Below are 13,507 nucleotides of genomic sequence, written 5' to 3'. Positions count from 1 at the left end.
AACAGGAGATCATCATGTCCCAAGGAATTGAAAACAAAGTGGTCGTCATCACCGGGGCAAGCAGCGGGCTTGGCGAAGCCACCGCGCGTCACCTTGCGGAGCGCGGCGCGTCCGTCGTCCTCGGCGCGCGGCGTAGCAACCGCATCGCTGCGCTGGCTGAGGAGCTGTCCACCAAAGGCTATAAGGCCAAGGCAGTCCAAACCGACGTCACGGACCAACATCAAGTCAAAAAGCTCGTCGACACGGCCGTCAACGCGTTCGGTCGCATCGACGTGATGCTGAACAATGCCGGCCTGATGCCACTTGCGCCGCTCGAACGGCTCAAAGTTGACGAGTGGGATCGCATGATCGACGTAAACATCAAAGGGGTGCTCTACGGTATCGCAGCAGCGCTTCCGCACATGAAGGCGCAGAAGTCGGGGCACATCATCAACGTATCCTCCGTCTACGGTCATGTGATCGATCCGAGCGCCACCGTCTATTGCGCGACGAAATTCGCCGTGCGCGCCCTCTCGGAAGGGCTGCGGAAGGAAGTGAAGCCGTACAACATCCGGACCACGATCATTTCACCCGGCGCAGTGAGCACCGAACTCCTCGAACACATCAGCGAAAAGGACATCCAGGCGGGCACAAAGGAGTTCGTCAGCAAGATCGCCATCAGCGCGGACACGTTCGCCCGAACGGTCGCCTTCGCGGTGAACGAGCCGGACGATGTCGACATCAACGAAATCCTGTTCCGGCCGACGGCTCAACCTGTCTGACGCGAGGCGCGCTATGTCGATGACATCCAAGTTCATGAGCCGTCGCGCGGTGCTGGGCGGAACCTTGGCGGCCGCCGCTCTGCCTCTCGTGGCGCAAGGGCAGGACGAGCGCGGCCCGGCGGAGCCCGAGGCGACAGGCGTCAGGATCAGGATAGGCTTCAACAATCTAACCCTGACCGCGACACTCGCCGACAATCCGACGGCGCGTGATCTCGTTTCCATGCTGCCCCTGAACCTTAAGATCGAGGACTATGGCAGGAACGAAAAGATCGTCCATCTGCCGCGCAAGCTCACCGAAGAAGGCAGCGGTGCGTTCGGAAACGAGCAGCCGGGCGACCTTTGCTACTTCAAACCCTGGGGTAACTTGGCCCTGTTCTACGCGGATTACCGCTGGGACGGGCTGATCAGGCTCGGCCGCTTCGACAATGACTTCGAGCCGTTGCTGGTGCGCGGCGAGTATCCGGTCCGCATGGAACGCATCTGACAAAGGTTGCATGAGCAGAAATCTAAAATAGCGTTCCTCTCGGGCGTCCGTTGAGCCGAGATCGGCCAGCACGTCAAACCGATATCTGCTTCGGATGACAACCGTTGGAGAAATGGCAGGAATACTGCCACCGAAGCGTCCCCCGTTCGCCGCTTGGCATCGCCATCTCCTCCCGTGCGAACGCGGAACCGGGGCGCCGCAGATTGGTCGTCAGCAGCGGGTGAACGAGCGAGCGAGACCTTGGTGGCCGAGTAGACGCTGAAGGTCGGCAAGCCCTTCAAGCCAACAAGCGGCCTACCGCGGTCTTTGGATTTCACAGTAGACAATGCTGCGGTTTGAGCCGGACCAAACCGACACCTTCACATCCGCCCCACTCACGCTTTCACTGGCGATCAAGCCCATCTCTCGTTCTGACCGCAACAGCAGCGCCCAGTTCATGAATGTCTCCATATAGCCATCGACCTCCGTCTCCGGGGAGAAGTTGGCGAATAGGAATGTGCCGCCAGGCTTAAGCATGCTGACGCACTTCTTGGTGAGTTTTACGGCGACCGCGTCCGGCAAATAGTCATAAAGACCCGCGGCATAAACGAAATCGAACATTCCCAGCGCATGCCTTCCACCGAGCAGGGATTTGACCGACCCGTTCACCGCTTCGACGGACGTGCCGGCGAAATCGCGGGTGACGGTTCCAACGCTCATCGGGTCTTGATCCAAGGCTACCCAGCGTTTGATCGCGCCGGCGCCGAGAGCACGCGACAAGGGCCCCTCACGAAGATGCCCGGCCGCGATGGCGAGGACTTCGGTGGAACCAGGCCGGGCCAAAGCGATTTCGTCAACGCGGCGAGCCAGAATGTCTCGACGCTCTCTTACCGCGACGGATGACGAAGCATTTCGAGTGTAGGCGTAGATCGAGCGTCCCAGGTTGCTCGCTGATAAGACGGCGTCCTCAATCTCAGGTCTGCCGTAGATGAAGTCGAGAAGGCGTGCGTCGCCAGAATAGCCGCGCGGCTTTTCGAACGACCAGCGGGTCAATGGATCTTGATGAAGATAGTGAGCAACGGGATGAGATTGCGCGATCGGAACGATGACGTCCCACACCTCCGGATGAAAGCGCCGCCGTATCTGATGCAAGGCGTCGGTAAGACGCTCGATTATCGCATTAGGCTCGATGCCGGATTTGAACTGACGGATCGACACGTCAAGGCTGAGGGCAAGCTCGGCTCTGGCAACGACAAGGTGGCCGGGATCTGGGGCAGCAACCCTTCTTGCCGCCCGACGAATTTCACCCGGCGCAACAAGACTTTCACCGTCCAAGACCAGGCTTTGTGCCATTTCGAGACCCCTTTGACATAGCGTTAAGCATAAACAACCTCGAAATAGGATGCGACTAGAATCTACACGGGATAAGGGTAATTCTACTCTTGCGGGTCCGATGCTACCCCTCTAACAAAGCTAAGCAACAAGACAAACCGGTTGCAGGTTGCCGAACGCAACTCTGGAGGGCGCCGAAGTATGGCTTACTTTTCGACATACTTTAGATGGCTGTCAGTCCAGCGTTTTTGCAGGACCGCGGCCTACGCTAATGTCCAGCGCGACGAATCCACCGCCAGCTTTTCATTCGCCGAGGCCCTCAAGTCTTTGAAAACTGAAAATGATGCTGTCCGAGGGCGGAGTTCACGGCATGGTCTTTGGATCGCGGTTGCCGTTTATGTGTCCTTCGCACTTCCCGACCGTTGGCTGATCCCCGATGTTGCGCCTGTGACGATCGCCGCGCGATTCGTCGTTGCAACGATCGCTCTGCTGGTTTTCGAGACCCTGCGCCTGGCAAAAGCGCAAACCGTCTGGCTTGACGTCACATGCGCCTCGGCACTGCTTGCGGGCTATGTGGGCTGGCTTTACCCGGCGATCGCCACCCGCGACGTCACCGCCATGTCATACTACATGATATTCGGCGCCATCTTCATGATGGGCGCCAACCTCTTTTTCAGTTTCCCGTTTCGGCTTTCGGTGATCACCTCGAGCCTCGTTCTTTGCGCATTTTTCGTTACGATCGAGGAATTTTTCCCGTCAAGCCAAACCTACAAGTTTGCCTTCGGGTTGTTCTACATTTCGTGCTTTATCTTCACGTCTTTCGTCAATTGGCGATTGAACGTGGAGCGTCGAAACGTGTTGTTGAACGCGGCGGAGGCTCGCCACCAGCACTGGGAAGCGTCCGAGCGGGGAAGGTCACTTCTCGAGCTTTCACATACTGACTACCTGACAGGCATAAGCAACAGACGCGCGCTGGATCGGCGACTCGACGAATGCTGGGCCGCCTGGAAAGACGAACGACGCGACTTCTCCGTGTTCCTCATCGACGTCGACTTTTTCAAACGCTTCAATGATCGCTACGGACATCAGGAAGGAGACCGATGTCTGACTGTCATCGCCAATGCGCTGAAGGCAGTTGTAGAGTCGTCCGACGGCATGATCGGCAGGTATGGTGGCGAGGAGTTTATCGTGGTCATGCCGGATGCCCTCCCCAGGGTCGCGATGACTCTCGCCGAGAAGATCAGAGTGGAAGTCGAGTCTCTTGCGATTGCTCACGACGAGCGACCAGATGATATGTCGATCGTAACCGTCAGCATTGGCGCCGCCTTCACCCGCGAGAAAGTTGGAGAGAAAGTTGAACGAATAGTGCGTGAAGCCGACCTTGCTCTCTACAATGCCAAAGCAAGTGGCCGAAACTGCATTCGTAGTTTTGATCCGTTGTTGCCTCGCCCCGACGACTATGCTGGTAAACTCGTCCCACTGCTGGCGGCCGCCATTGATCGCAAACTGGTTTCGCTCGTGTACCAACCGATCTTCGACGTGACGAACGAGAAGGCAAGAGCTGTCGAGGCTTTGATGCGCCTCAGGATGCCGGACGGCACCGCGGTTTCGCCGAAGACATTCATTCCGGTGGCAGAACGAAGTGGCGCTATCCTCGAACTGGGCAGGTGGGCGATCGAGACGGCATGCCGCGATATATTGATGACCGATCGCATGGCTACCGTCAGCGTCAACGTGTCGCCAATACAACTGCGTTCCCCCGGCTTTGCTGCCAGTGTCGCTGATATCCTTGCTCGGTGCGGGGTCTGCGGATCGCGACTAGCCTTGGAAGTCACTGAGGGCCTGGACATGGATATGCAGTCGGAGGTGCTGAAATGCATTGCCGATCTGCGGGCACTCGGCGTCGAGATATGGCTTGACGACTTCGGCTGCGGTTTCGCGGGCCTCTCTTGGCTGAGGGCAATCGAGTTTCAGACGGTCAAGGTCGATAGAACCTTCCTGCACGACTGCTCGAACCCACGCGGTCTGATGATGCTTCAGGACATGATTGCTCTCATCCGCAATCGTGGGAATACGATCCTGGTGGAAGGCGTCGAAACTGCAGCACAGTTTTCCCTTCTCAAGGATCTTCGCATCGACCGCGTCCAGGGCTTTCATATGGGAATGCCGGTTAGCGCTGAACTTCTGAGCGCGGCATAACTCGCCTCACGGTTTCCAGATGGCTCAGCACGTTGCCGATGATCGGTGCGTGGTGCATGACGTCTCTGCCAATTGCGAATTCAGAGGTGAGCGTGGCAAGCATACCCTTATCTTCTCGCCGGGCGGTGCGCTTTCCGTACAGGCGATGAACCCGGGCGCCTCGGCCGAACCAATTACCTACACGGCAACTAAGGCAATTGGAGCCATCGCAACGAGGGCTGTGCCACCATTGTCAGAAGTCTTGCTTTTAGACGGATCACGCCGTCTGATGCAGCGAGGCAACGGATCGCTGAATCAGACGAATATTCGGCGGTTGAACCTGAGAATGAGGATCAGATGGATCACGCCAATGGCCCGCAAGCCCCGGTGAACGAACAGAGGGAAGCGCGCAGGCTTCAATACCTTACCTGGGAACACATTGTGTCCGACCTCGGCCATCCAGCCCACCTTGCCCGCAAGGCGGAACTCAGGCGATCATGCGGTGCGGAGTTGGCCGAGACGTCCTACATCGCCGAGAATGCCGCGATCTTCACCGAAAGCCTGACGATGGGCGAGCGATCCTGGATCGCCGGGCACGCGCTCGTCCGCGGCCATGTGATCCTCGGCGACGATTGCACCATCAATCCCTACGCCTGCGTTTCCGGGAAGGTGACGTGCGGCAACGGCGTGCGGATTGCTTCGCATGCCTCGATCGTCGGCTTCAATCATGGCTTCGACGATCCGGCAGTTCCCATACACCGCCAGGGTGTCGTCAGCATCGGCATAGTGATCGGTGACGATGTCTGGATCGGCGCCAATTGCGTGATCCTCGATGGCGCAACAATTGGAAATGGCGCCGTGATCGCCGCCGGAGCGGTGGTTACCGGAGACATTCCCACCATGTCGATTGCCGGTGGCGTGCCCGCCCGGGTACTGCGGAGCCGAGGCTCGGCACCCAGGAAATCCGGCACTGGAGACATCGAAGATCAATTGGTCAGGCTGGGGCAGAAGGCGAAAGACCAGTGGCCGGACATTCTTGCACGCTGGAAAACGCAGGGAGCCTATGAATCCCTGGAAGCGGACGGCGTCCGGAGGCCGGCGATCCGGCATTTATGCGATGCCATCGAGATCGCCGCCGGGTTCGGTCACCTGCCGCCCGACCTCAATCTCTCGGAAACCGTCGAGCTTCTCCAAGGCCTCCAGGAACGAGAGACCGGGCTGTTCCCGGATGAGCATTCGCGCATGCACGACAAGGCGCTGAGGGATGATCCAAAGGCGCTCTACAACGTCCTTTCGGTCGGATATGCGCTTGAGCTGCTTGGCTCCAGTCCACGGCAACCCGTCCATGCCGTCGAGTTTGGCATCGGAGAGCTTGACGAATGGCTGAGCGCCCTGCCCTGGCCAACCCGGGCATGGCACGCCGGCAGCGTGGTCGATGCGATCGGAACCGCCATGTACTTCAATGCCAAGTATTTTGGCATCGGGCATTCACGGCAGCAGCTCTTCGAGTGGCTGAGCCGGAATGCCAACAGCGTTTCAGGGCTCTGGGGCGAGCCGACCGCGGGGGAAGGATGGCTCCAGCCTGTGAACGGCTTTTATCGCCTGACGCGTGGCACCTACGCCCAGTTCGGCGCGGCACTTCCCCACCCGCATGCCTCGCTCGAAACAGTTCACCTCAATTATCGCAACCATAAGGGCTTCGTTGCTGCGAAATACAATGCGTGCAACCTGCTCGATACGATTCATCCTCTGCTGCTGATTGCCCGGCAGACCGACTACAGGCGGGCTGACGGAGAGGCGATCGCCCGCAATCTCATATCAAGGGCTCTGGGCAGATGGCGGGATGGCGAGGGATTCCCGTTTGCCGACGGTGGTGAACCGAGCTTGCAGGGGACGGAAATGTGGCTTTCCGTCATTCACCTGGCGGCCGATTTCCTGGGACTGGCAGATCACTTCGCCTTCGTCCCCAAAGGCGTCCACCGAACGGCCACTGTAGGATTGGGCTTGTGAATACGGCAGTTTCGATCAACCGTGCAATGATGCCGTCAGCCAGCCGGCGGCAAGGTCCCGCGCGTTGTTTCGCTTGGCTTTGACGGGCACGATCACGTTGTAACGATCTTCCGCGGCAAGCTCACCGCCGCCGATCCGCACCAGGGTTCCATCCTCCAGAAAAGTGCCCACCAGCATGCGCCATCCCAAGGCAATCCCTTGCCCTGCGCGCGCGGCGGCGATGGTTTCGGTATAATGGTTGAACCGAAGCGACGGCTTTACCTCGAGCTTGGCGCCGGTCAGAGAAAACCACTGCGCCCAGCTATACCAGGAACGATCAAGAACGTCCGTTTCGATGAATTCGTCGACGGAGCCTAGCGGGCCATCTCCTCGACGCCTGAGGTAATCGGGAGAGCAGACGGGGCAGATGACGTCGCCGCGCGAGGCGATGACGGTAGCATCGCTGAAAGGGGGCACACCATAGCGAATTGCCACATCGACTTCTCCGTCGTCGAGAGCGATCGGGCTGTCCTGGGATATCACTCGCACCAGAATGCCCGGGTTCGCCCGGCGGAATTCGGCCAGCCGCGGCAGCAGCCAGAAGGAAGAGAATGCAACGGTCGCCCCTATCGTCAACACGTCCTGGCTGCGCGACTGGATCGCTTCCACGCTCTCGGCGATATCGGCAAAGCTCTTCGCCAGCGTGGCTCCGAGGTTGATGCATGCCGTTGTCGGTTCGATGGCTCGATGCTTGCGCACGAATAGGGGCTGGCCGAATTCCTCCTCCAGCAACGCAATCTGCCTGCTGACTGCCGCCTGGGTGACACCCAATTCGGTCGCAGCCGTGGTGAAGCTCTTCTTCCTGAGCACCGCCTCCAGGGTCACCAGTGCCGTCAGCGACGGGATCCGTCTTCGGAAATGCATCGCAGAACTCCTCTTCACATGATAAAAACTCATGCGAACGTGATTTTTTATGCCGTTGAAACGTCAGCGTTGCAAGGGCAATCTCGGGAAACTCTCGCATAAGAGGTTCTCATGCTAAACAGGCTTCCATCTACCATTTCAGCCCTTCTCGACGCCCGCGCCGACGGTCACTCGCTGCCGGCCGGCCTTTACGTCAGAGAAGACGTGTTCGAAGCAGACCTCGAGGTCTTTTTCCACAAGCACTGGATCTGTGTCGGCCTGGACTGTGATGTTCCCGAACCCGGCGACGCCACGGTGGTCGATATCGGCAAGACGAGCCTGATCCTTCTGCGTGACGACGACGGAGAAATCCGCGTCCTGCACAATGTCTGTCGCCATCGCGGCTCCCGCCTTCTCGATCCGGGCAAGACGATCGTCTCAAAACTCGTCTGTCCCTATCACACCTGGACATATGAACTGACGGGTGAGCTCAGCTACGCGCCTCACATGGGCAAGGACTTCGACAAGGAGTGTCGGAGCCTCAAGTCCGTCACCTTCAAGTCGATCGGCGGACTGATTTATGTCTGTCTTTCCGACAATCCGCCCGAGGACATCGCTCTCCTCGAGCAGGCCATGACCGAGCGCCTCGCCCCCTACGACATCCGGAACGCAAAGATTGCCTTCCAAACTGACGTCATCGAGGACGGCAACTGGAAGCTGACGATGGAGAACAATCGCGAATGCTACCACTGCTCCGCAAACCATCCGGAGCTCTGCGTCTCCTTCGTCGATCTCGACTTCGGCTTCGACCCCGAAACTCTGAGCCCGGAGGATCGTGAACAGGCCGAAGAGCATTTCAGGCTGTATGAAGAACGGACCAAGGCGTGGGAGGCTGACGGCTTCCCCTCGGCTGCCGTCGAACAACTCGCCGACTGCGCCACCAATTTCCGCACCCAGCGCCTGATCATCGCAGGCGCCGGTGAATCCCAGACCCACGACGCCACTGCCGCATCCTCCAAGCTTCTCGGGCAGATGACCCGCAAGGATCTCGGTGACACACATCTTTGGGGCCACAACAGCTGGAACCACTTCATGGGCGACCACGCCGTGGTGGCCACCGTCATTCCGCTCTCCGCGGGCAAGACGCTGGTTAGAACCAAGTGGCTGGTCCACAAGGACGCCGTCGAAGGCGTGGATTACGATCTCGACAAGCTGACGGACGTCTGGGTCGCGACGACCGACCAGGACGCCGATCTCGTCGCCCGCTCCCATGCCGGCGCTCTCGACCCGGCATATCAGCCCGGCCCCTACTCCCGCTTCTCCGAGACGAACCTCGACAAGTTCGCCGCCTGGTACATCGACCGGATGCGCGCCCATGGATACTAGAAGCCCGCAGGCGCCCGCGCCCAGAGCCGCCCTTCACGACCTGTGGAACCCAGAGGAAGACGACGCGCTGGTCTGCCTCGACGTTCAGCAGGAGACCCACGACGTCAAGACATTCACCTTCGCCTCCCGTGAGGGTAAGCGGTTCGCGTTCAAGGCCGGGCAGTATTTTCTGTTCGACCTGGAACATAATGGAGACGCTGAAAACAGGTGCTACAGCATCTCCTCCTCGCCGCATCGGACGAACGCCTTCTCCGTGACGGTGAAGCGCGTTCCCGGCGGCAAGATCTCCAACTGGCTTCATGACACCCTGGTTCCCGGGGCAACCGTCAAGGCGAACGGCCCGCTTGGCCATTTCGTCAGGCCCGCGACGTCGAAACCGAAGCTTCTGCTGCTGTCCGGCGGTTCCGGCATTACGCCCGTCATGTCCATCCTGCGTGAGATCGCCGACAGTTGCGAACCCGCCGACGTCGTCTTCATGCATGCCGGCCGGACGCCGCAGGATCTGATCTTTCGCGACGAACTCGCCTGCATCGCCCGCAGGCTGAAAGGCCTTCGCCTCCACTTCCTCCCGGAGACCGTTGCCGGCGAGCCATCCTGGCCCGGCCTGACCGGCCGTATCTCGGCAGACTATATGCGGCTTGCGGTTCCCGATATCGCCGAGCGAACCGTGATGTGCTGCGGCCCCGCCCCGTTCATGGCCGCCGCGCGCGGCATTGCCGCCGAACTCGGCGTGCCCGGCTCGAACTACCTGGAGGAAAGCTTCGACGCCGCGGTCATCGACGAACCCGAAATCCCTGCGGTTCAGGAGGCCGCTGCCAAGGTCTTTCAGGTCACCTTCTCGAAGCAGGCCCGCAGCATCGACGTCTCCGGCGACCAGAGCGTGCTCTCATGCGCGAAGAAGGCAGGCGTCAGGATCCCGTCGTCCTGCGCGAACGGCGTCTGCGGCACCTGCAAGTCGAAGCTTACGTCAGGCACGGTCGACATGAACCACAATGGCGGAATTCGTCAGCGGGAAATCGACGCCGGCCTCTTTCTGCCCTGCTGCTCCAAGCCGCTTAGCGATCTCGTCATCGAGCGCTGAGCGCCCGGTAACGTCGCGTCACCCACCGACAACAGGGACTCACTGAGATGTTGCGAGAGGAAAGCGATTCCGCCGAGCTGACCGGCCCGACGGTCTTCAAGGATGAGCGAAAGCAGGAATATCTCAATCCCGAGGGAGTGGATCGGCCTCTCATCAGTCCTTTGCCGGCCACGACGCTCGATCGGGCTCGCCGCTATCGTCTGGAGCGCCTGCGCACGAAGATGCGCGAATGGGATTGCGGCGCCCTGCTCCTCTACGATCCCGTCAACATCCGATATGCCTTCGATTCATCGAATATGAGCATCTGGACGATGCACAACGCCTCGCGCTACGCTCTGATCCTGGCCGATGGTCCGGCCATACTTTTCGAATTCGAAGGCGCCGAACATGTCAATGACGGGCTTCCCGGCATCGACGAGATCCGGCCGGCGAAGTCATGGATATTCTTCACGGCCGGGAACCTTATGGAACCCCGGCTGAAAGCCTGGGCGGAGGAAGTCGCGGACCTCATAAAGAGCAACGGCGGCAACAAGCGCGTGGCGGTGGACAAGCTCGAACCCGCCGGCGCGTTCGAATTGCGGGAACGCGGCTTCATGCTCTTAGACGGTCAGGAGCTGGCCGAGCGGGCGCGATCCATCAAAAGCGCTGACGAAATCGAGCTGATGAGATGGACGATCCGTGTCTGCGAAGCAGGCATGGCGCGGATGTACGAGGCATCCGAGCCCGGCCGCACCGAAAGAGAGATCTGGGCCGAGCTTCACTTCGAAAACGCACGCAGCGGCGGCGAGTGGCTCGAGACCAAGCTCCTGACCGCAGGCCCGAGAACGAACCCCTGGTATCAGGAATGTTCGGACTATGCGGTCAAACGCGGGGAGATGATATCCTTCGACACCGATATGATCGGACCCTACGGCTATTGCGCCGACCTCTCGCGCTCGTGGACAGCAGGGCACGTCGCGATGAACGCCAAGCAGAAGCAACTCTACGCCGCCGCCAGGGATCAGATCGAGCACAATCTCGCCATCCTGAAGCCCGACATGACGTTTGAAGAGTTCAACGCGCTGTCGTGGCGGATTCCGGAGAAATACCAGCCTTATCGATACACGCTTGCTCTGCACGGAACCGGAATGGCGGACGAATGGCCAGGGATCCTTCTGCATCCGGATTTCGACCCTGAATTCAGCGGCCTCATCGAGGAGGGCATGGTGCTCAACGTCGAGAGCCTGATAGCCGAAGCCGGATCTGAAAGCATCAAGCTTGAAACCCAGGCTCTGATCACGGCAACGGGCGCGGAGCGGCTGGACACCTTTCCGTGGGAGGATATCTGAATAAGCTCAGTGTGCTCTCGAAGCGGCTGCACGATGCTGTGAGGGGGTCTGCCCGAATGTGCGTTTGAACGTTCGCGTGAACTGCGAGGCATTTTCAAAGCCGACATCCAGCGCGATCTCGATCAGTGGCGCCTTCGACTGGGCCAGGATCGATTTCGCCCGCTCCATGCGAACACGATTATAGGCCTTGGCAGGAGACATCCCGGTCTTGTCGATAAAGATCCTCTCCAGTTGCCGCCGAGACAGGCCCACCGTGGCGGCAAGCTTTTGAATCGACATGCTGCCATCGACGAACTGTTCCATCGTAATCATCGCCGCCTTGACGCGGGCGTCGTCATAGTCGTCGTAGAGCGGACGCCGGGGCTGTATGTCCGATGGAGTCCGGGCCTTTTCGATCTGAAGCACTTCAAGCGCGTTTCGTTCAGCGTCGCGGCTGATATATTTTCTGACCAGCAACGCCGCCATGTCGGCGGAACTGCTGCCGCCTGCGCACGATCCGCGCTGGCGATCGAGATTGAAGAGCCGGTCGGAGCGAACGCTAAGGTCGGGGAACCGCTCCCGAAACTCCTTGTAATGCAGCCAGCTCACACAGGATTCGTGCCGCTTCATCAGGCCTGCCGCAGCAAGAATGAACGAACCCGTGCACACGCCGATCAGCGGCACCTTCTTGACGTCGGCCTGCTTCAGAAAAGTGATGGTCTGCTGGTCGACAGGGTTCTCCACCGTCAGAAGGCCGCCGACGACCACGATGTAGTCGAACCTCGACGGATCGACGAAATCGGATGTCGGAGCAACCTGGACGCCGCAACTCGCGGTGATCAAGTGCCTCGTGCTGCCGATCACCTGCCAGTCTGCAAGGACCCTTCCGGAACGATCCTGCTCGTCGCTGGCAAGCCGCAGCGTGTCCACGAAGAGCGCAAAGGCGGACAGCGTGAATGATCGCGCCAGAACAAAGCCCACCTTGAGCCGGCCAGCCGACTTCGCGTCGGCGTCTGTCTGTCGATGCTGCTCAGGTCGCATAGTCATCTCCTTGCCGGCTCTTATCGCGCCGTCCGTCTTTTCAGACGAAAAGGCGCTCATCGGATCTGAAAGCCATGCGCCAGCGGATCCCGATCGTCAACGAAAATGGTGTTGTGTCCGATGACGCGTGCCCAGCCTCCGATGCTTGGAAGAATACCGCTATAGGGCCCAATGCGTGCCTCGGCTTCGACCCGGCCCTCGAAGACGGTTCCGATCAGGCTTTCATGCCGATATCTCGACCCGACGGTAAGCCGTTCCTTCCCATAGAGCTGGGCCATGCGAGCGGAGGTGCCGGTGCCGCCCGGCGAGCGATCGATGGCCTTCTCGCCATAGAAGACCGCGCAACGGCCATCCGAGGTGTCGTTCACGGGGCGGTCACACCAGATGGCATGATGCACGCCGCGAATTCTCGGATCGTCGGGATGAACGGGATCGCAAATATCGGCAAGCGCTGACCTGAGCTTCTGGCTGCAGCCGACGATATCCGATGCGGTCATGCGGTCGAGCCCGCTCCAGTTATCCTGCGGTTCGATGACCGCATAATAGTTGCCGCCATAGGATATATCGACGCGCAGGCGGCCCATTCCCGGCACATCGACCTCGACATCAGCCTCGTGCAGATAGCTTGCAACATTGTGGAGACGAACGGATTCGACATATCCGCCCTTTTCCTCATAGGTGACATCGACCCTTCCCGCAGGCGTCTCGATGGCAACCCTTCCCGGCTCCCGCGGCTTGACGAGCCCTTCCTCGATCGCGGCGGTCACGACGCCGATGGTGCCGGCGCCGCACATCGGCAGGCAGCCGCTCACTTCGATGAAAAGAACGGCAAAATCGCAATCCTCCCGGTAGGCCGGATAGATGATCGCCCCCGACATGATGTCGTGACCCCTTGGCTCGAACATCAGCGCCTGGCGCACCCAGTCGTGATCGCGGACAAAAATCTCCCGACGCTCGCTGATGGGCGCATGCGGAAGCAGTGGACCGCCTCCGGCAACAAGGCGCACGGGATTTCCTGACGTATGGGAGTCGATGCAGAAGAAGCTGTTTCTCATCTTTTGGTGTC

11 protein-coding genes are annotated in these 13,507 nt (G+C 59.8%); 7 read left to right on the top strand and 4 right to left on the bottom strand.

All coding sequences use genetic code 11. The features are described from left to right. Positions 1 to 14 precede the first annotated feature (14 nt). Positions 15 to 761 carry an SDR family oxidoreductase gene (locus AB8B31_RS27800; RefSeq protein ID WP_018246012.1) on the top strand — a complete coding sequence of 249 codons (747 nt, stop codon included), beginning with the start codon at positions 15 to 17 and terminating at the stop codon, positions 759 to 761. Between the two features lie 13 nt (positions 762 to 774). Beyond that, on the top strand, positions 775 to 1,245 hold the full coding sequence (locus tag AB8B31_RS27795; protein WP_018246013.1) for a cyclophilin-like fold protein: 471 nt from the start codon (positions 775 to 777) through the stop codon (positions 1,243 to 1,245). A gap of 294 nt (positions 1,246 to 1,539) precedes the next feature. Here the strand turns inward: AB8B31_RS27795 and AB8B31_RS27790 are convergent, their stop codons facing one another. Next, positions 1,540 to 2,577 (bottom strand): class I SAM-dependent methyltransferase, encoded by a 1,038-nt coding sequence (locus AB8B31_RS27790; protein ID WP_018246014.1) that lies wholly within the window; start codon positions 2,575 to 2,577, stop codon positions 1,540 to 1,542. Between the two features lie 180 nt (positions 2,578 to 2,757). Between AB8B31_RS27790 and AB8B31_RS27785 the strand changes: the two genes are divergently transcribed. Both AB8B31_RS27785 and AB8B31_RS27780 read left to right on the top strand, forming a co-directional pair. After that, positions 2,758 to 4,755 carry a putative bifunctional diguanylate cyclase/phosphodiesterase gene (locus AB8B31_RS27785; RefSeq protein WP_018246015.1) on the top strand — a complete coding sequence of 666 codons (1,998 nt, stop codon included), beginning with the start codon at positions 2,758 to 2,760 and terminating at the stop codon, positions 4,753 to 4,755. A 336-nt stretch (positions 4,756 to 5,091) separates the two neighbouring features. Next, on the top strand, positions 5,092 to 6,744 hold the full coding sequence (locus AB8B31_RS27780) for an acyltransferase (RefSeq protein ID WP_018246016.1): 1,653 nt from the start codon (positions 5,092 to 5,094) through the stop codon (positions 6,742 to 6,744). 15 nt (positions 6,745 to 6,759) lie between these two features. Here the strand turns inward: AB8B31_RS27780 and AB8B31_RS27775 are convergent, their stop codons facing one another. After that, positions 6,760 to 7,647 carry a LysR substrate-binding domain-containing protein gene (locus AB8B31_RS27775; protein WP_018246017.1) on the bottom strand — a complete coding sequence of 296 codons (888 nt, stop codon included), beginning with the start codon at positions 7,645 to 7,647 and terminating at the stop codon, positions 6,760 to 6,762. Between the two features lie 111 nt (positions 7,648 to 7,758). Between AB8B31_RS27775 and AB8B31_RS27770 the strand changes: the two genes are divergently transcribed. From AB8B31_RS27770 to AB8B31_RS27760, 3 genes are read left to right on the top strand one after another with little or no spacing between them, the layout of a single operon-like run. Further along, positions 7,759 to 9,012: an aromatic ring-hydroxylating oxygenase subunit alpha gene (locus AB8B31_RS27770; protein ID WP_018246018.1), complete on the top strand. Its 1,254-nt coding sequence runs from the start codon at positions 7,759 to 7,761 to the stop codon at positions 9,010 to 9,012. Beyond that, entirely contained in the window at positions 9,002 to 10,093 is a 1,092-nt protein-coding gene (locus AB8B31_RS27765) for a hybrid-cluster NAD(P)-dependent oxidoreductase (protein ID WP_018246019.1), read from the top strand. The genes AB8B31_RS27770 and AB8B31_RS27765 overlap by 11 nt, the downstream gene beginning before the upstream one ends. A gap of 47 nt (positions 10,094 to 10,140) precedes the next feature. Then, positions 10,141 to 11,421 carry a M24 family metallopeptidase gene (locus AB8B31_RS27760; RefSeq protein ID WP_018246020.1) on the top strand — a complete coding sequence of 427 codons (1,281 nt, stop codon included), beginning with the start codon at positions 10,141 to 10,143 and terminating at the stop codon, positions 11,419 to 11,421. Between the two features lie 6 nt (positions 11,422 to 11,427). Here the strand turns inward: AB8B31_RS27760 and AB8B31_RS27755 are convergent, their stop codons facing one another. Together AB8B31_RS27755 and AB8B31_RS27750 are read right to left on the bottom strand one after the other, a co-directional pair. Further along, positions 11,428 to 12,441, bottom strand: a complete 1,014-nt coding sequence (locus AB8B31_RS27755; RefSeq protein ID WP_018246021.1) for a GlxA family transcriptional regulator — start codon at positions 12,439 to 12,441, stop codon at positions 11,428 to 11,430. Positions 12,442 to 12,497: 56 nt separating this feature from the next. Then, a complete protein-coding gene (locus tag AB8B31_RS27750) occupies positions 12,498 to 13,496 on the bottom strand; it encodes a 4-hydroxyproline epimerase (RefSeq protein WP_018246022.1) in 999 nt (332 codons plus the stop codon). Positions 13,497 to 13,507: the final 11 nt, after the last annotated feature.

The sequence above is a fragment of the Rhizobium sp. 62_C5_N11_2 genome, from assembly GCF_051811185.1.
GTDB classification, from domain to species: domain Bacteria; phylum Pseudomonadota; class Alphaproteobacteria; order Rhizobiales; family Rhizobiaceae; genus Rhizobium; species Rhizobium leguminosarum.
Note: the sequence above shows the minus strand (reverse complement) of the source record. Positions and strands in the feature narration are given on the sequence as shown.